Genomic DNA, 18,493 nt, shown 5'->3' with positions numbered 1-18,493 from the left:
TTCAGGATGCTTTGACGACTACCGCCGTGATGTTGTCCGGCGCGCCCCGGGTCAAGCCCAGATGCACCAGGCTGCGAACCACCTGATAGGGGTCCTCGTGGCCCAGCACTTCACACAGCTCGTGGTCCTCCGCGGTCTTGTTCAGACCGTCGCTGCACAGCAGGAAGCTGTCGCCGGGCAGCACCACGAACCTCGTTTCTTCCAGTTCCAGATCGTCCTGCACCCCCACCGCGCGGGTGACGATGTTGGCCATCGGGTGCACCTTGGCCTCGGCCTCGTTGAGCAGGTGGCTGTCCACCAGTTCCTGCACGTAGCTGTGGTCGCGGCTGATGGGTTCCAGCTTGCCCTCGCGCAGGCGGTACAGGCGGCTGTCGCCGGCCCACAGGCAGGTCCCCTCGCTGCCCCGCGCCGCCAGCGCGACGACCGTGCTGCCCATGGTGCTCACCCCGCGCTGGCGGGTTTCCGCGCGCACCAGGGTGTTGACGTGTATCAGCGCCGCGCGCAGGGCGTCGACATAGGCATCGAGCCCGTCGCCGTACTGCACGCCGCGAAGGGTATCGACGATCAGGTTGCTGACGTAGTCACCGGCGGCATGGCCGCCCATGCCGTCGGCGACCACCCAGAGGCCGTAGTCGCCGGCGTCGAGGCAGGCGTCTTCGTTGACCTGGCGGACCATGCCGACGTGGCTGTGGCTGGCTGATCGGTATTGCGCAACCGGAGGCAGTGGCATCACAGGCTCCCGAAATCGATCTGCCCGATGCCGGCGGGCTGCTCGACGGCGCCCTCGCCCACCAGGAAGCGGCTGAAAAACCGCGTCGGCGGCAAGCCCTGGAATCTCACCAGCTCGGCCGCGACACGCTCTGAACCACGCCCCCACCAGAAACTGCAGCCGTCGCTGGCGATCTGCGCCAGTACCGCCTGTCGCGACTCGCTGCCCTGCACCGCGTAACGCAATGCACCGACCTCGCTGAGACGCGCGTCGTGGCGCGGGCTCACCAGCGGCGAGCCCAGTCCCTGCACCCCGGCCTCGAAGGCGTCGAAATCGGCCTCCGGCTCCAGGGTGGAGAGCAACAGCGCCTCGGCGCGATCGAACCAGTCATCGGCGCCACCGACCACGGCGCCGAGGTTGCTGCGCTCATCCAGCAGCACCGCGATGGTCAGCGGGAAATAACGGCCGACGCGGTCGATGCTGGGCATCACCACGCCCGCCACGGCTTCGCTCCCCAAGAGGTTCGGGGCGATCGCGAAGCGCCACAGCGGGCTCACCAGGTAGGCGTCCAGCCAGGCGCCGCCCAGCTCGGCCTGGCTCTGCGCCATGCCGGCGGCCAGCCACTGGTCCCAGGCCTCGATGAAGGCCGGGGGCAGGCCGCGATGGATGAAGTCGCCACGGCTGGCGAGCTTGCCGTAGAAGCCCGCCGTCGTCATAGGCGCTCCGGCAGGCCGAAGCCTGTGACCACGCGGCTGCGGAACGGGTTGAAGGCACTGCTGGCGCGCAGCTCGCTGGAGATGCTGGCGTTGTCCACGCGCATGCGCAGGGTGAAGCGGTCCGGCGCGTTGCCCTGGGTGAGGTCCGACTGGTCGAGCAGGCGGAACCAGGCCCAGGGGCCTTCCATGGTGATGCCCGAACGGCCACTGGACGACGGCGGCGAGATGGTCAGGCGCACCACACCCAGGCTGTTGGGGCTCGGCCACTGCATGGCCACCGGCCGGCTGGGGCCGTGGTCGTAGCTGAACTGCTGGCCGTCCAGGTCGAGCTGGAACTGGTCGATGGCGGCGTCCATGGCCACCGCCTTCAGCTCGAAGCGCACCATGGGCGTGGTGTTGCCGGAGCGGAAGAAGGCGTCGCGGATCTGCGCGGCACGCTGGAAGGTGCCCAGCACGCCGGAGCCGATGCCGAGCTTCTCCGCCGCCCCCGGCTGCCAGCGCCAGGTGGTGGCGGAGGTGTCGACGTAGGGCTGCAGGTACTTGCGGAAGTAGCTGTCCATCACCCCGCCGACGCCGAAGAAGGCGCCGAAGTCGTCCAGGGTGGCATCGCGCGTGCTGTTGCGGTCCAGCGGGTAGCGCCCGGCCAGGGACTGGCGGTAGACGTTGACCACTTCGGCCGTCCAGGCGGCGTTCAGCTGGTTGCGGATGCCGCCCATCATGGTGCTGGTGGTGGCGCTGACCACGGACTTGACCAGCCCCTGGACCAGCGGCGGCTGGCGCTCGGCACCGAGGCTGACGCGCTGGGCGGCGGCCTGGGCCTGGTTCTTCGCCTCGCCCAGCAGGGCGTCGCCGCTGGCACCGCTCATGGCGCTGATCTGCACGTAGAGGGCGTTCATGTCCGCCAGCAGGCCGTCGATGGCCGCCGGCTCGTTGTCGTTCCTGGCCACCAGGCTGTTGAGCTCAGCGAAGTGCGCGGTGATCGGGTCCTCGCTCGGCGCCTGCGGCTGTTGCGGGGCGTCGTCGCCCTGCCCCACCAGGGAGCCGAGGCGATCCTTGAGCTTGCCGACGGTGTCGCTGGTGCCCTTGAGTTTCTCGGCGGCCAGGCGCTCTTCCTTCTGCAGGTCGGTCTCCTTGGCCACGGCTTCGAGCAGCTTCTTCAGCGGCGACTGCGGGCCGGACAGCACGCGCAGCACGTCGGCGGCCTGGGCGGTGCTGGTGATGGCGACGAAGTCGATGTCGGCCAGCAGCGCGTCCCATTGGCGCAGGTAGTCCTGGAAGTACAGCTGGCGCACTTCCAGGGCCAGGCTGGCGGCGTCCTGGGTGTCGTCCATGGTGCGGCCGAGCACCCATTGCTCCTCGGCCAGGGTGCCCGACTGGCTCAGGCTGGAGACCATGAACACTTCGCGGTAGCCGCGCTGGGTGAAGAAGCCCGACAGCGGGTCGTTCAGCGCCTTGCCGCTCTTGCGCGAGAACACCAGGGCGGCGTCGCGGCCGGCGGCTTCGCTGATGCGGAAGTCCGGCAGGCCCTGAGGCAGCTTCTGGCGCTTGACGCGGTCGTAGACGCGCTGGGCGATGGACAGCTGCTGCAGCTGGCGACGGGTGTCCTGCACCAGGTTGTCGTCCAGGCGCACGGCCGGCGGTTCCCGGTCGTAGAGCGCGGCCAGGTGCTCGTTGAGCGCCTGGCGCTGCTCGGGCACCAGGTCGCGCGGCAGGCTGCGGTCCCAGTCCAGGGCGACCCAGGCCTTGATGAAGTCGCCGTCGTAGTGTTCCGGGTCGGCGAGCATCAGGTAGGCCTTAAGGCCCTCGTAGAGGAAGTCCGAGGAGCCGCCGCTGCGCAGCTGTTCCTCGATACGGGCCATGACCCGGGGGGCCATCACCGCGATCAGGAGCTTGCGGTACACGCTGGCGCCTTCGGCCCCGAGCATGTCGCCCTGGTAGAGGCCGTAGCCTTCCGCCCAGCTCGGCGCATCGCCGGACACGTTGCGGATGGCGTTGAGCAGCGGCAGCACCGCGAGCACGTCGCGCTGTGCCGGGCTCAGGCCCTGCAGCTCGCCGTGCAGCGGCTTGACCCGACCGTCGACGGCGGCGATGTAGGTGCGGTTGGCGCTGAAGCTGGCGAACCAGAGGGCGGCGATGCCCAGGACCAGGATCGCGGTGGCGGCGAGCACGCCGCGGGCCATCCATTTGCGCTGGCGCTCGACCTTGGGGTTGGCGCCGACCAGGCCGCGCTCGCCGAAGGCCACTTCGCGGAACAGCCGCTCGATGAAGTAGCTGCGCCCGGTGCCGGTCTGGCGGGCCAGGTGCTGGCGGTCGAGGTTCATGCTCTGCGCCATGGCGCCGATCAGGCGGTCGATGGGGCTGCCTTCCTGGGTGCCGCTGGTGAAGTAGACGCCACGCAGCAGCGCGCGCTCTTCATAGGGGTTGGGCTTGAACACGCCGTCGAGGAAGCTCGACAGCGCATCGCGCAGGGCCGCGAACTGCTGCGGGAAGCCGTAGATCAGGTCGCGCCGCGCGGGGTCGCGTTCCTGCTGCAGGCGTTCCACCAGGCGCTCGTTGAGGCGCTGCTCGAGCAGGGCGAACTCGTTGCCGAACACCGACAGCGGGCCCTCGGCGCTCTTGCCGTCGTCGAGGGCGAAGGTCATGCCCCAGACCTGGGCGCGGTCTTCCTTGCTCAGCGAGTCGAAGAACTCCATGAAGCCCGGCACCAGGTCGAGCTTGGTGAGCATCACGTAGATGGGGAAGCGCACGCCGAGCTGGGCGTAGAGCTCCTGCACCCGGGCGCGGATGGCACGGGCGTGGGCGGCGCGCTCGGTCTCGCTGCCCAGCAGCAGGTCGGACAGGCTGATGGCCACGAAGGCACCGTCGATGGGGCGGCGCTTGCGCTGGTTCTTCAAAAGGTCGAGGAAGCCCAGCCAGGCGGCCTTGTCCACCTGGGCGTGGCTGTCCTGGGTGGTGTAGCGGCCGGCGGTGTCGAGCAGCACGGCCTCGTCGGTGAACCACCAGTCGCAGTTGCGGGTGCCGCCGACGCCACGGATGGCGCCGCTGCCCATTTGCTCGGCCAGCGGGAAGTTGAGGCCGGAGTTGACCAGCGCGGTGGTCTTGCCGGAGCCCGGCGGACCGATGATCACGTACCAGGGCAGCTCATAGAGGTTGCGTCGCTCGTTGCCGCCGAGCTTGGCGCGCTTGAGCAGGACCAGGGCCTCGTCCATGCGCTGCTTGAGGGTGGCCAGCTCTTCGCTGGTGGCCACGCTGGCGGCATCCGGGGCCACGGCGACCAGGCCCTGCATCACCTTGGCGGCGTTGCGCCGGGCCTGGATGATGCGCAGCACGCGCCAGCCGATCCACACGGCGAACAGCAGGATGATGAGCACCCAGCGCACGGTGGCCGAAGCCAGGGGCTCGACGTCGCCGATGGCGATCAGCGGGCCGACGAACCAGATCACCAGGCTGAGGGCGATCAGGCCCAGCACCGGTATCACCCAGCGGGCGAGGAAACTGAAAAACGCCTTCACTCGACGCCCTCCGCAAAGACTGTGATCTCCACCCGACGGTTGCGCGAACGGCCGTCGGCGGTGTCATTGGATGCGACCGGCTCGGTGTCGCTGCGGCCCTCGGCGCGGAAGCGCTCGGGCTGGCCGCTCTTGGCCGCGAGCACGTCCATCACCTGCTGGGCGCGGTCCTGGGACAGCTTCCAGTTGGACGGGTAGCGCAGCGTGGCGATGGGCCGGTTGTCGCTGTGGCCGGTGACCAGCACATTGCCTTTCACCTTGCGGATGGCTTCGGCGATGCGCAGCAGCAGCGGCTGGAAATCGTCGGCGATGGTGGCGCTGCCGGAGGCGAACAGCTGGTCGCCGCGGATGGTCACCACGGAGCGGTCGACGGCGTCTTCCACCGCCACCTTCTGCTGGCGGATCTCATCGGCGAGGAAGCCGGCCAGGCGCGGGCGCTCGACGATCTTCGGCTGCTGCGGCGGACGGTCGATGGTCTGCACCGGGACGTCGCCCAGGGCATGCAGGTTCTTGAACACCGGCTCGGCCTCGGCGGCCAGCTTCAGGCGCATGCCGAACAGCAGCGCCAGGAGCAGCGCGGCACCGATGGCCACGGCCACCCAGGGCGGCAGGAACTGGCGCAGGCGATCACGCGCCACCACCAGGCCGCGCCAGTGCGGCGACAGCTCGCGCTCGATCTCGCCGTGGGTGCTGCGGATGGTCGCGGCGACGCGTTCACGCAGCGCTTCGAGCTGGCTGCGGCCGTCGTTCATGACCCGGTAGCGGCCTTCGAACCCGAGGCTGATGCACAGGTACAGGAGCTCCAGCAGGTTGAGGCGCTGGCGCGGGTTCTGCAGGCAGTGGTCGAGCAGCTGGAAAACCTTCTCGCCCCCCCAGGCCTCGTTGTGCAGGGTGATCAGCAGGCTCTGCTTGCTCCAGTCGCTGCCGCTGCCCCAGGGGGTGCTGAGCACGGCTTCGTCCAGCGCGGTGCAGAGCACGTAGCGGCTGAGCATCACCTCGTCCTGGGCGATGCCGGCGGCGCGGGCCTTCTCCTCGAACTGGCGCAGGTAGCCCAGCAGTTGCGCGCGCAGGCTGGCGGGCATCGGGTGGGCGATGGTGTTGCGCAGGCGGGTGAGCAACGCCAGCATCGGGCCGGCGGCGGCTTCCAGGGGGTTGAGGCCCTGGCCGCGCGCGGTGAGCATCGGGCCCGTGGGCGCGGGGCCGGCGGGCGGCGGCGTGGGCGCGTCGTAGCGCGGCGCGGCCGGGTCCGGGGCGCGGCCACCGGGGCGCGGCATGATCATGGTGCGGTCGTTGTTGCCGTTGCCGCCGCTGCCACCACCGGCGGGCGGGCCGCCGAAGGGATCGTCGATTGGATGCATCGCGAATTAACTCCGGATGGCCCAGAAGGCCAGGTTCAGGCCAGGGAACTGGCCAGCGATGTGGAAGGCGAAACCGCCGGAATGCACCAGCTGCTTCCAGTGGTCGCTGCCACGGTCGAGTTCGAAGTAGGTGCTGCCCGCGTGGTAGGGGATCTGCCGCGGCGCCACCGGCATCGGCAGCAGCGCGATGCCCGGCAGCTGCAGGTTGACCAGGTCGCGGATGTGCTCCACGGAGCCGATCTTGGCCTGCTGCGGGAAGCGCGAGCGCAGGGCTTCGCCGGGCACGTCGGCGCGCACCACGAGGATGAACGCCGAGTTGTCCAGCAGGCTCTTGTCCGCCAGCATCGCTACGTGCACGCCGTAGGCCTTCTCGACGATGGGGATGGGCACGGCGCGGCTGTCGATGACCATCGACAGGGCCTGGCGCAGGGCGAGCATGACCGGGGCGAAGGTGGTGGCCAGGTCGTCGTGCTCGTAGGCAGGGAACTGTGCCGGGCGACGGCCACTGGCGGAGAAGGTGGAGAACTCCCCGGCCAGGCTCACCGCCTCGCGGTAGAACCATTCCGGGTGCAGCGGGGTGATGCTGGCCAGGTGCGAGACCAGGGGCTCGGCGCGGTTGACCAGTTGCAGCAGGAGGAAGTCGGCGATTTCCGAGGCGCCACCGGCGCCGGAGGCGACCACGCGGCCGGCCAGGGCCTCGCCGCGCTGGTGGAGCAGGCCCAGCAGCTCGCTGCGGAAGGCCGCCAGGGGTTGCGAGGCGGCGACGTCCAGCAGTGGCGGGATGTAGCTCTCGTCCAGGGCCAGGGAGCGGTCGGCACGCTTTTCCACGACCCGCACCACGCCGACGGCGGCGTACTCGCCGAGGCCGTCACGGGCGGTGAGCAGGCGCAGGGCGCGCCCGCCGATGGAGACGGGGGCGCGGCTCTCGAAGGGGGCGTTGTCGTCGCGCACTTCGCGCACGCTGCTCTGGTAGCGCGCGCCGCCGAGGGCCTCGCCCTCCTCCACCGTGTCGCGGGCACCGGCGCGCTTGAGCGGCAGGGCCAGGTAGATGATGCCGTCGCGCAGGCCGTCCTCGACGTCCAGCGGCACCGGGGCCACGTCGTCGCCGGGGATGTCGAACGGGGTGCCGTCGGGCAGCACGCCACGGGCCGAGACGATGGCCACCTTGCCCTGGGTGAGCAGGGCCTCGTCGATCTTCAGCTCGGAGAAACCCCAGCCGCCGGCCTGCAGCGAGCGGCAGCGGCCTTCCACCAGGGACTCCAGGTAGCGGTCGTGCTGCTGGAAGTGCTGCGGACGCAGGAACATCCCCTCAGACCAGACCACTCGGTTGTTCCAGGACATGGACGAACTCTCCGTTATCTATTTGGCCGGCTCGGCGATGGGAGCCGGCGAGACGCTGATGGCATGGGCGCCGAATTTCACGCTGTAGGCGCTGGTCTGGTTCAGGGGCACGGTGATCACGTCCCGCCAGACCGCGCTGTCGAGCTCGCGGTAGCCGACGACGATGCCGAACTGGCGGGTGGCGTCATCGAGCTTGCGCTCCTGCATCTGCTTGTCGCCGGGCTTGACCAGCAGCTCGTCCTGGGCCACCAGGTCGGTGGACAGGGTGGCCTGGGTCTGTTCGACCAGGGAGAAGTAGTCGGCCCGGTTGAAGGCGGTGGCGCTCTTGAGCTCGAAGACCCGCACGCGCACCGGCGCACCCTGCCCGCCCGGGCCCGGGTTGACGTCGCTGGAGGCCTCGATGTGCAGCTGCACCACGGTGGGCGGCGGTGGCGGCGGTGGCTCGGAAGCACATGCGCCCAGAAGCGCTACTACGGCTACCAGTAGAATCCTTGGCATTTCGATTCGTCCTCAATGACTGCTGTTGTTCCGTGGGGCCGGCTGCCGGGCACCCAGTGGGTTGCCGGGTCAGTGCCCGCGAAGTCTGGCGCTGTGCTCCTCGTAGGCGCGGCTGAACTCGCGCCCGAAAAGATCCTGGAAGTCGTCTTCGGCCTCCCGCGAGATGCTCGCGTAGAGGTCGGTGAACAGCTCCCAGTACTGCGACTGCCGGGAGCCCGGCAGCAAGGCCGAGAGCCCCGAGGGCTTGCTCAGCCGCGCTTCCAGCACCGACGGCTCGAAGCGCTTGAGAATGTGCTTGATGGCCGCCTGCACGCCGGCCATCACCGCCAGCTGGTGGGCCTTGAGGTCGTCGAAGCTTTCGCCCACGGCCTGGTCCGGCGGCATGAAGGCGGCGTTGCCATGGCGCAATAGAAGCAGCAGCGCCTCGTCGACGTTGGGGGCGAACTTCAGCGGGTTGTTCTCCACCGGGCGGATCATGGTCTGCGCCATGCGGAACTCGCCCTTGAGGCTGGAGCGGGCGCGCAACACATCCACCAGCCCCTCCACCATCAGGCGGTAGCTGCGACCGATGGACTCCATCTGCGCCACCGCCTCGGCACGGTCGATGCGCAGCTGGCTCAGGCCTGCGCCCCGCAGGAAGGCGTCGAGCAGCGCACCGTCTTCATCGGCCGGGGCCGGCGCGGCAGCCGGCGTCGAGACCGCGGCGGCATGGGTGGCCTGCGCGGTGGGCGTCAGCGCTGGCGGCGCGGGAATCGGATTCGGCGCGACCGCGGCCACAGGGGGCGGGGTCGGCGCGACGGCCGGCTGGGCGAGCGGTTGGGGACTGGCGACGGGCGCCGGGATGGAGGTCGCCGCGGCGTCATGGCCGATGGGCGGATTGCTGAAGAAATCCGCCGGCAATTCGACCGCCACCGGCGCGGGCTCCAGCGGCGCGGCGGCAGTGGGCATCGGCACAGGAACGGCCGGCGCATGCTGTGGCGCGGGGCTGGTCAGGCCGAGGTCGGCGAAGGGGTCCCAGTCGGCGGGAATGGCCGGTGCGGCCCCGGCGGGTTCGGCGAATGCGGCCGGCGCAACCGACGGAATGGCAGCGGGCGGCGGCGTCGGCTCGAAGCTGGGGATCGGCGTCGGCGGACGGAAGTCATGGCGCTCGGCGGGCACGTGATCCGGGATGGACGGCGCGGCGGCCGGCGGCGGATTGAGGAAGTCGAACAGGTCGGGCTTGGTGTCCAGCGGCGAGCCGCCGCCCTGGATGTGGGCCATGGAGGCCGGCGGTGGCGCCAGCGGCTCGGGAATGGACGCGGCACCCGACTGGCGGCTCATCAGCGCGTCGAAGCTGCTGAACGGGTCGCCGCCGGTGCCGATCGGCGCGGCGCTCACCGGCTGCATGCTCATGCCCTGCACCTGGACGAGGATCTCGTACTCGCCGAGCTTGAGGATCTCGCCATCGATCAACGGTTCGCTGTTGCCGCGACGCAGGCGCACGCCCGACTGCGCGAGCATCACGCCGTTGGTGCTGGTGTCGGTCAGGTAGTAGGTGCCGTCACGGAACTGGATGGTGCAGTGCTGGCTGGAGACGAGGCGCTCGGGATCGGGAAGGACCCAATCGTTTTCGGCACTGCGGCCAATCCTCAACTCACCACGATCAAGCTCCACCTCGGGACGTTGGCCGGGGGTCAGCTTGTGATAACTGGTGATGGTCAAACGCAGTGGCATTGCGACTCCTTGCACTTCTCACTGTGGACGCGAGCACCGAGTCCCTTCGATGCCGTGCAACTTCGATCCGATCCCTGTTCTGCACGTGGCCCTTTGCCATACATATGTTCCTACAGGCGAACGGAAAATTTGCGTGGCTTTAGCCGAAATATCTTAGATCGAAAAAAGACAAAAATGACAGCCGAAAGAGGCTAGCGTGGACTGGTGCACATCTGTCGTTTGTGCTCTGGGATTGTCTTGACAAGGGCGAAATACGACCCCAAGAATGGAAAAGAGTTGCAGCGGGTGAAGCCATGAAATTGGCGTCATCGGAACGTTGATCCAAAGGACTGTGATCAGGCCGTGCGTTCACTCTGAATACAGCTTGCCCTCCCTCTGAGGCCTGACAAGGAGAACACCCACCGTGGTGGATGTGTCGCGTTTGCTATCCCCTGTTTCCGCTGAATCGCCCTGTGGTGATGACCTCGAATACGACGCTGCGTATCTCGAACTGGAACGTATTGCCCAAGGCCAGCCCGAGCGCCAGATGGGCGACTCCGTACTCCCTGCCGAACCCCCTGTGTGGCGCGATGTCCGCGAGCTCTCCAGCGAACTGCTGCAGCGCAGCAAGGACCTGCGCATCGCCAACTACTTCCTGCAGAGCAACCTGGCTCTCGAAGGGATTCCGGGACTCGCCCAGGGCCTGATCCTGGTGCGCGAGCTGCTGACCCAGTTCTGGGACGGCCTCTACCCGCAGCTCGATGCCGACGATGACAACGACCCCACCTTCCGCATCAACGCCCTCACCGGGCTGGCGGCGGAACCGGTGATACAACTGCTGCGCGAAAGCAGCCTGACCAGCTCGCGGGCCTTCGGCTCGGTGAGCGTGCGTGCCGCCCTCAACGCCCTCGACCTGCAGCGCTTCCCCAGTGAGACGCTGACGGCCGAGCAGCTGCAGGGTGCCTTCCGCGACAGCGACGATGCGCTCCTCGCAAGTACCCGCAACGCCCTGACCGATGCCCAGGCCGCCCTGGCCACCATCGAGTCGACCCTTTCCGATCGCGTGGGCTCGGCCCAGAGCGCCGACCTCGGAGCCCTCAAGCAGTTGCTGCGCCACGCCCTGCAGATCCACAAGGACCAGGCCCCCGGTGACGACGCCGGCGCCGACGAGGCCGCGGCAGGTGACGACACCGCCACGGACGCCGACGCCCCGGACTCCGCGCCGGCCGCTCGCGCCACGCCGCGCATCTCCGGCGAGGTGACCAACCGCGACGACGTGCTCAAGACCCTGGATCGCATCCTCGAGTACTACGCGCGCCAGGAGCCATCGAGCCCGGTGCCGATCCTGCTCAAGCGTGCCAAGACCCTGGTGACGGCGGATTTCGCAGCGATCGTGCGCAACCTGATCCCGGATGGGATGTCCCAGTTCGAGAATTTGCGGGGCCCCGAGTCCGAATAAGTGCACGGCACATTCGAAGCGGGTTCACGCATCCGTTACCGGCTAGCGGCCGATGACGCCAACACAGCCGCACAGGCAGCGAAGGAGGAGCACCATGGGTAGCACCAGCAGTCAGAAATTCATCGCACGCAACCGCGCGCCCCGCGTCCAGATCGAGTACGACGTGGAACTCTACGGCGCCGAGAAGAAGGTGCAGTTGCCCTTCGTCATGGGCGTGATGGCCGACCTCGCCGGCAAGCCGGCCGAGCCCCAGGCCGCCGTTGCCGACCGCAAGTTCCTGGAGATCGACGTCGACAACTTCGACTCGCGCCTCAAGGCCATGAAGCCGCGCGTCGCGTTCAACGTGCCCAACGCCCTGACCGGCGACGGCAACCTGTCCCTGGACATCACCTTCGAGAGCATGGACGACTTCAGCCCCGCCGCCGTGGCGCGCAAGGTCGACTCGCTGAACCAGCTGCTCGAAGCCCGCACCCAGCTCGCCAACCTGCTGACCTACATGGACGGCAAGACCGGCGCCGAAGAGCTGATCATGAAAGCGATCAAGGACCCGGCCCTGCTGCAGGCGCTGGCCAGCGCGCCGAAGCCGCAAGACAACGAGCCGCAAGCTTAAGAGGAAACCCAGATGGCCGAGTTGATGACCGACGCCGCGCCCCAGGCCGGCGAAGCGACCGAGCAGACCAGCGAGTTCGCCTCCCTGCTGCTGCAGGAGTTCAAACCCAAGACCGATCGCGCCCGTGAAGCGGTGGAAACCGCCGTGCGCACCCTCGCCGAGCATGCGCTGCAGCAGACCAGCCTGATCTCCAACGATGCGATCAAGTCGATCGAATCGATCATCGCTGCGATCGACGCCAAGCTCACCGAGCAGGTCAACCTGATCATGCACCACCCGGACTTCCAGCAACTGGAAAGCGCCTGGCGTGGCCTGCACTACCTCGTCAACAACACCGAGACCGACGAGCAGCTGAAGATCCGCGTGCTGAACATCTCCAAGGGCGAGCTGCACAAGACCCTGAAGAAGTTCAAGGGCACCGCCTGGGACCAGAGCCCGATCTTCAAGAAGCTCTACGAAGAGGAATACGGCCAGTTCGGTGGCGAGCCCTACGGCTGCCTGGTGGGCGACTACTACTTCGACCAGTCGCCGCCGGACGTTGAGCTCCTGGGCGAGATCGCCAAGGTCTCCGCCGCCATGCACGCGCCGTTCATCTCCGCCGCCTCCCCCACCGTGATGGGCATGGGTTCCTGGCAGGAGCTGTCCAACCCGCGTGACCTGACCAAGATCTTCACCACCCCGGAATACGCCGGCTGGCGTTCGCTGCGCGAGTCCGACGACGCGCGCTACATCGGCCTGACCATGCCGCGCTTCCTGGCCCGCCAGCCCTATGGCGCCAAGACCGACCCGGTGGAAGAGTTCGCCTTCGAGGAAGACACCGCCGGCGCCGACAGCAGCAAGTACACCTGGGCGAACTCCGCCTACGCCATGGCGGTCAACATCAACCGCTCGTTCAAGCTCTACGGCTGGTGCTCGCGCATCCGCGGCGTGGAGTCCGGCGGCGAAGTGCCGAACCTGCCGGCGCACACCTTCCCCACCGACGACGGTGGCGTGGACATGAAGTGCCCGACCGAGATCGCCATCTCCGACCGCCGCGAGGCCGAGCTTGCGAAGAACGGCTTCATGCCGCTGCTGCACAAGAAGAACACCGACCTGGCAGCCTTCATCGGCGCCCAGTCGCTGCAGAAGCCGGCCGAGTACGACGACCCGGACGCCACTGCCAACGCCAACCTGGCCGCGCGCCTGCCGTACCTGTTCGCCACCTGCCGCTTCGCGCATTACCTCAAGTGCATCGTTCGCGACAAGATCGGCTCGTTCAAGGAGAAGGACGACATGCAGCGCTGGTTGCAGGACTGGATCCTCAACTACGTCGATGGCGACCCCGCTCACTCCACCGAGACCACCAAGGCGCAGCACCCGCTGGCAGCCGCCGAAGTGGTGGTCGAGGAGATCGAGGGCAACCCGGGCTATTACAGCTCGAAGTTCTACCTGCGCCCGCACTACCAGCTCGAAGGGCTGACCGTGTCGCTGCGCCTGGTATCCAAGCTGCCTTCGGCCAAGGGGGCCTGAGGCGCGTCACTTTAAGCGCCTGCCAGGTGGCGGGCGCGTCTGACAAGGTGGCGAAAGCCACGAAGGAGGAAACATGGCTGTAGATATGTTCATCAAGATCGGCGACGTCGAAGGTGAGTCCGCCGACAAGACCCACGGCAAGGAAATCGACGTGCTGGCCTGGAGCTGGGGCATGTCCCAGTCCGGCAACATGCACCAGGGCGGTGGCGGCGGCGCCGGCAAGGTGAGCGTGCAGGACCTGTCGCTGACCAAGTACATCGACAAGTCGTCCCCGAACCTGATGATGGCCTGCTCCAGCGGCAAGCACTACCCGGAAGCCAAGCTGACCATCCGCAAGGCTGGCGGCGAGTCGCCGGTCGAGTACCTGATCATCACCATGAAAGAAGTGCTGATCTCCTCCGTCAGCACCGGCGGCAGCGGTGGCGAAGATCGCCTGACCGAGAACGTCAGCCTGAACTTCGCCCAGGTACAGGTCGACTACCAGCCGCAGAAAGCCGACGGCGCCAAAGACGGCGGCCCGGTCAAGTACGGCTGGAACATCCGCGAGAACGTCAAGATCTGATGCTCTCCCATCCGGGCCTGCGCGAGCGGGCCCGGGTGCGTTCCACGCCACCGGACCGACCATGGCCAGAGCCACCCCCGATACGCACGCCGCGACCCTCATCCCGTCGGTCGATGCCCGTGACGCTGCCCGGTGGAGCCCCGAGCGGGCCCCAGCGGAGAGCGCCACATCGAGCCCCTCCCTCCCCTCCCTTCGCGCAGCCCGGCTGCAGGCAGGACGACCATGACCGCCGAAGAACTACTGCGCGCAGGACGCGCCAACGAAGCCCTGAAATCCTTGCAGGACCAGGTACGTGCCCAGCCCTCCAACGCCGAGCTGCGGGTCTTCCTGTTCCAGCTGCTGGCGGTGCTCGGCCAGTGGAGCCGCGCGCAGAACCAGCTGAAGGTCGCCGGCGAGCTGGATGCCAGCACCCTGGCCATGGTGCAGACCTACCGCACCGCACTGGAATGCGAAGCCCTGCGCGCCGAGGTCTTCGCCGGCCGCCTGACCCCCGTGGTGCTGGGCGAGCCCGCCGAGTGGGTGGCGCCGCTGATCCAGGCGCTCAAGCATGACGCCGACGGCCAGCACGAAGCCGCCCAGGCCCTGCGCGACGCTGCCTTCGAAGCCGCACCCGCCGTGGCCGGCACCCTCAACGAGCAGCCCTTCGAATGGTTCGCCGACGCCGACCCGCGCCTGGGCCCGGTGCTCGAACTCATCGTCAACGGCCGCTACGTGTGGCTGCCGATGCACAACATCCAGAGCCTGGTCACCGAGGCACCCACCGACCTGCGCGACCTGGTCTGGCTGCCGGTGGAAGTCACCCTGGTCAACGGCGGCGCCACCGTGGGCCTGATCCCCAGCCGCTACCCGGGCAGCCAGGACGACGCCGACGGCGCCATCCGCCTGGGCCGCAAGACCGATTTCCTGGAAGACGGCCGCCCCCTCGGCCAGCGCCTGTTCGTCACCGACCAGGGCGACACCGCGCTGTTCGAACTGCGCAGCCTCGCCTTCGGGCATCCGGAGGCCTGAGCATGGCCGAGCTGACGCTGCAGGAACGTCTGCAACCCTCCCTCCTGGACCGGTTGACCGACGAGGACCCGAGCAACGCCAAGGAGAGCGTCGACAAGCGCGTGCTCTCCCTGTCCCAGCTCAAGGCGTCCGTCCTGCGCGACCTGGCCTGGCTGTTCAACACCATCGCGCCGCTCGACAGCGAGACCTCCGGCGAGATCCAGGCCGGCAACTCGGTGGTCAACTACGGCCTGCCGCCGCTGGCCGGGCACACCGCCTCCAGCGTCGACGTGCAGGCCATCGAGGCCCTGCTCACCGAGACCATCGCCGACTACGAGCCGCGCATCATCCGATCCACCTTGCGCGTCCGCGCCCAGCTGGCAGCCGACCAGATGAACCACAACGCCCTGTCCTTCGAGATCGAAGGCGACCTCTGGGCCGAACCCGTGCCCCTGCGCATGTTGCTCACCACCGACCTGGACCTGGAAACCGGACACGTGCAGATCGTCCCCGCCGACCTCCTGCGGAGGCGCAGCAAATGAACCCGCGGATGCTCGAGTACTACAACCAGGAGCTGCAGCACATCCGCGAGAGCGCTGCGGAGTTCGCCGGTGAATACCCGAAGATCGCCAGCCGCCTGACGCTTTCCGGCATCGACTGCGCCGACCCCTACGTCGAGCGCCTGCTGGAGGGTTTCGCCTACCTCACCGCGCGGGTGCAGCTGAAACTCGACGCCGAGTACCCCACATTCACCCACAACCTGCTGGAGATCGCCTACCCGCAGTACCTGGCGCCGACCCCGTCGATGACCGTGGTGCAGCTGCAGTCCGATCCCAACGAGGGCTCGCTGGCCAGCGGCTTCACCGTGGAGCGCAACGCCTCGCTGCGCGGCCTGCTGGGCACCGACGAGCAGACCGCCTGCGAGTACCGCACCTCTCAGCCGGTGACCCTGTGGCCGCTGGAAGTGACCAAGGTCGAATACTTCGGCAACCCCGCCTCGGTGCTCGGCCGCCTCGCCGCCTCCGAGCCCACGGCCAAGGCGGCGCTGCGCCTGCGCCTGCGCACCGGCGCCGGGCTGCCCTTCAGCGCCCTGCCCCTGGACAGCCTGTCGTTCTACCTGCACGGCGCCGACGAGCAGCCCTTCCGCCTCTACGAGCAACTGCTGGGCAACGCCTGCGCCGTGTTCGTCCAGGCCCCTGGCGGCGACTGGGTCGAGCGCCTGCCGCCGGAGAGCCTGCGCCCACGCGGCTTCGATGACGAAGACGCGGTGCTGCCGGTGGTTCCGCGCGCGTTCCAGGGCTACCGCCTGCTGCAGGAATACTTCGCCCTGCCCAACCGCTTCCTGTTCGTCGACGTGGCCAACCTGCGCCGCCCGGTGCAGCGCTGCGCCGGCCAGGAGCTCGACGTCATCGTGCTGTTCAACCGCCTCGACCAGAGCCTGGAGGGCAGCATCGGCACCGAGCAGTTCAAGCTGTTCTGCACCCCGGCGGTGAACCTCTTCCCGCGCCGCGCCGACCGCATCCACCTGAGCGACCGCGTGCACGAGCACCAGGTGATCGTCGACCGCACCCGCCCGCTGGACTTCGAGGTGCATTCGCTGACCGAGGTCAGCGGCCACGGCGCCGGCCCCGAGCAGCCGTTCCAGCCCTTCTATGCCGTGCGCGACCCCTCGCGCTACGGCCGCGAGCAGGCCTGGTACACGGTACGCCGCGAGCCCCGCGTGCTCTCCAGCAAGCAGCGTCGCAAGGGCCCGCGTTCCACCTACATCGGCAGCGAGACCTTCGTGTCCCTGGTGGACGCCAACCAGGCGCCCTACCGCCATGACCTTCGCCAGCTGGGCATCGGCGCGCTGTGCACCAACCGCGACCTGCCGCTGTTCATGCCGGTGGGCAACGGCCGCAGCGACTTCACGCTCGAAGACAGTGCCCCGGTGCTGTCCGTGCGCTGCCTGGCCGGCCCGAGCCGCCCACGTGCCAGCCGCGCCCACGACGCCAGCGCCTGGCGCCTGATCAGCCAGCTGTCGCTCAACTACCTGTCGCTGAGCCAGGAAGGCCAGGGCGCCGCCGCGCTGCGCGAACTGCTGCGCCTGTACGGCGACCCCACCGACCCGGCGCTGCAGATGCAGATCGAAGGCCTGCGCCAGGTCACCAGCAAGCCCTGCACGCGGCGCCTGCCGATGCCCGGTCCCATCGTCTTCGGCCGTGGCCTGGAGATCGGCCTGGAGTTCGACGAGAACGCCTTCCGCGGCACCGGCGTGTTCCTCCTGGGCGCGGTGCTGGAGCGCTTCCTGACACGCTACGTGTCGATCAACAGCTTCACCGAGACGGTGATGCGGACCACTGAACGGGGCGAGGTGATGCGATGGCGGGCGAAGCCCGGACGTCGTCCGAATCTGTGAACACCCTCGCGGCCATGGAGACCGCGCCCTGGAACTACGACTTCTTCCAGGCGCTGCGCCGTATCGAGTGCGAATTCCCCGAGCGCCCGCGCCTCGGCCATTCCGTGCGCCTGGCCGATGACCCGCTGCGCCTGGGGCAGAAGCCCGACTGCGGTTTCGCCCCCTCGACCCTCGCCAGCGTCGAGCACAACCCCGACGGCACGCCGCGCATCGAGCAGTACTTCTTCGGCCTCACCGGCCCCAACGGCCCGCTGCCGCTGCACCTGACCGAATACGCCCGCGAGCGCCAGCGCAACAACGCCGACGCCACCTTCAAGCGCTTCCTCGACGTCTTCAACCATCGCCTGCTGACCCTGTTCTATCGCGCCTGGGCCGAAGCGCGCCCGACCGTGAGCCAGGACCGCCCCGCCGACGACTACTGGTCGCCGCGCCTGGGCGCCCTCTCCGGCCGTGGCATGCAAAGCCTGATGGGCCAGGGGCCGATCGACGACGCCGCGCGCTACTACTTCACCGGCCACCTGGCCGCGCAGACCCGCTACCCCGATGGCCTGCGCAGCATCCTCGCGGAGTTCTTCGGCGTCCCCGTGGCCATCGAGGAATACGTCGGCCAATGGCTGGAGCTGCCCGAGTTCAGCCGCCTCGGCGCCCAGGCCAGCACCCTGGGCACGGACCTGTGCCTGGGCACCCACGTGTGGGATCGCCAGCACAAGTTCCGCATCCGCATCGGCCCGCTGGACCTGTCGCAGTACCAGCGCTTCCTGCCCGGCGGCGAGCTGTTCCACGAACTGGCCGCCTGGGTCGCCGAGTACCTGGGCGAGGAGCTGGACTGGGACAGCAACCTGGTGCTCAAGCGTGAGGAAGTCCCCCCCATGACCCTGGGCGGCAACGACCGCCTGGGCCTCAACACCTGGCTGGGCAAGCCCGCCGAGGACGCCGACGACCTGCTGCTGGCGGTGAGTCATTTGAGCCATGGTGAGTAATGTTGATGAGGCCATGCCTCGCTCTTTAGTGGGTCCCCGCGTGCGCGGGGGCCCACTGAACTAGCGAACCACTGAACAGACAACAACCGGAGCGCATGGAGCGCTCCAGACAGGACCAACCACACGGCCATCACTGCAAGCGTGCCGTCAGGAAAAGGAGAGCAA

At 68.4% G+C, this 18,493-nt stretch carries 15 protein-coding genes; 8 read left to right on the top strand and 7 right to left on the bottom strand.

The features are described 5' to 3' along the window. Window position 1: 1 nt before the first annotated feature. From HSX14_RS15175 to tagH, 7 genes are all read right to left on the bottom strand, one after another. The gene (locus tag HSX14_RS15175; RefSeq protein ID WP_173175546.1) at window positions 2-730 is read right to left on the bottom strand and encodes a PP2C family protein-serine/threonine phosphatase; all 729 of its coding nucleotides are present in this window, start codon (window positions 728-730) and stop codon (window positions 2-4) included. Then, a complete protein-coding gene (gene tagF, locus HSX14_RS15170) occupies window positions 730-1,425 on the bottom strand; it encodes a type VI secretion system-associated protein TagF (protein WP_111264723.1) in 696 nt (231 codons plus the stop codon). The genes HSX14_RS15175 and tagF overlap by 1 nt, the downstream gene beginning before the upstream one ends. After that, the gene (tssM, locus tag HSX14_RS15165; protein WP_173175548.1) at window positions 1,422-4,937 is read right to left on the bottom strand and encodes a type VI secretion system membrane subunit TssM; all 3,516 of its coding nucleotides are present in this window, start codon (window positions 4,935-4,937) and stop codon (window positions 1,422-1,424) included. Before tssM ends, tagF begins: the two co-directional genes overlap by 4 nt. Further along, the gene (locus tag HSX14_RS15160; RefSeq protein WP_173175550.1) at window positions 4,934-6,292 is read right to left on the bottom strand and encodes a DotU family type VI secretion system protein; all 1,359 of its coding nucleotides are present in this window, start codon (window positions 6,290-6,292) and stop codon (window positions 4,934-4,936) included. Before HSX14_RS15160 ends, tssM begins: the two co-directional genes overlap by 4 nt. 6 nt (window positions 6,293-6,298) lie before the next feature. Beyond that, window positions 6,299-7,633: a type VI secretion system baseplate subunit TssK gene (gene tssK / locus HSX14_RS15155; protein ID WP_173175560.1), complete on the bottom strand. Its 1,335-nt coding sequence runs from the start codon at window positions 7,631-7,633 to the stop codon at window positions 6,299-6,301. A gap of 18 nt (window positions 7,634-7,651) precedes the next feature. After that, complete coding sequence (gene tssJ, locus HSX14_RS15150; protein ID WP_173175562.1) at window positions 7,652-8,131, bottom strand: type VI secretion system lipoprotein TssJ; 480 nt, start codon at window positions 8,129-8,131, stop codon at window positions 7,652-7,654. A gap of 69 nt (window positions 8,132-8,200) precedes the next feature. Continuing rightward, window positions 8,201-9,844 carry a type VI secretion system-associated FHA domain protein TagH gene (gene tagH / locus HSX14_RS15145; RefSeq protein ID WP_173175564.1) on the bottom strand — a complete coding sequence of 548 codons (1,644 nt, stop codon included), beginning with the start codon at window positions 9,842-9,844 and terminating at the stop codon, window positions 8,201-8,203. A 403-nt stretch (window positions 9,845-10,247) separates the two neighbouring features. Here tagH and tssA point away from each other — a divergent pair, with 403 nt between their 5' ends. The 8 genes from tssA (at window position 10,248) to tssG (ending at window position 18,328) form a co-directional block, all read left to right on the top strand. Further along, entirely contained in the window at window positions 10,248-11,282 is a 1,035-nt protein-coding gene (gene tssA, locus HSX14_RS15140; RefSeq protein WP_173175573.1) for a type VI secretion system protein TssA, read from the top strand. A gap of 94 nt (window positions 11,283-11,376) precedes the next feature. Beyond that, the gene (gene tssB, locus HSX14_RS15135; RefSeq protein ID WP_111264316.1) at window positions 11,377-11,892 is read left to right on the top strand and encodes a type VI secretion system contractile sheath small subunit; all 516 of its coding nucleotides are present in this window, start codon (window positions 11,377-11,379) and stop codon (window positions 11,890-11,892) included. Between the two features lie 12 nt (window positions 11,893-11,904). Continuing rightward, a complete protein-coding gene (tssC, locus tag HSX14_RS15130) occupies window positions 11,905-13,401 on the top strand; it encodes a type VI secretion system contractile sheath large subunit (RefSeq protein ID WP_111264317.1) in 1,497 nt (498 codons plus the stop codon). Window positions 13,402-13,474: 73 nt separating this feature from the next. Beyond that, window positions 13,475-13,963: an Hcp family type VI secretion system effector gene (locus tag HSX14_RS15125; RefSeq protein ID WP_111264318.1), complete on the top strand. Its 489-nt coding sequence runs from the start codon at window positions 13,475-13,477 to the stop codon at window positions 13,961-13,963. A 222-nt stretch (window positions 13,964-14,185) separates the two neighbouring features. After that, window positions 14,186-14,971 (top strand): type VI secretion system accessory protein TagJ, encoded by a 786-nt coding sequence (locus tag HSX14_RS15120; protein ID WP_173175575.1) that lies wholly within the window; start codon window positions 14,186-14,188, stop codon window positions 14,969-14,971. A 2-nt stretch (window positions 14,972-14,973) separates the two neighbouring features. After that, on the top strand, window positions 14,974-15,492 hold the full coding sequence (gene tssE, locus HSX14_RS15115) for a type VI secretion system baseplate subunit TssE (protein WP_173175577.1): 519 nt from the start codon (window positions 14,974-14,976) through the stop codon (window positions 15,490-15,492). After that, window positions 15,489-17,348, top strand: coding sequence for a type VI secretion system baseplate subunit TssF (tssF, locus tag HSX14_RS15110; protein WP_173175586.1), 1,860 nt, complete (start codon window positions 15,489-15,491; stop codon window positions 17,346-17,348). The genes tssE and tssF overlap by 4 nt, the downstream gene beginning before the upstream one ends. Then, the gene (gene tssG, locus HSX14_RS15105) at window positions 17,312-18,328 is read left to right on the top strand and encodes a type VI secretion system baseplate subunit TssG (protein ID WP_173175588.1); all 1,017 of its coding nucleotides are present in this window, start codon (window positions 17,312-17,314) and stop codon (window positions 18,326-18,328) included. The genes tssF and tssG overlap by 37 nt, the downstream gene beginning before the upstream one ends. Window positions 18,329-18,493 lie beyond the last annotated feature (165 nt).

The sequence above is a fragment of the Pseudomonas tohonis genome (assembly GCF_012767755.2).
Classification (GTDB): domain Bacteria; phylum Pseudomonadota; class Gammaproteobacteria; order Pseudomonadales; family Pseudomonadaceae; genus Metapseudomonas; species Metapseudomonas tohonis.
This window is presented reverse-complemented; position numbering and strand designations above follow the sequence as displayed.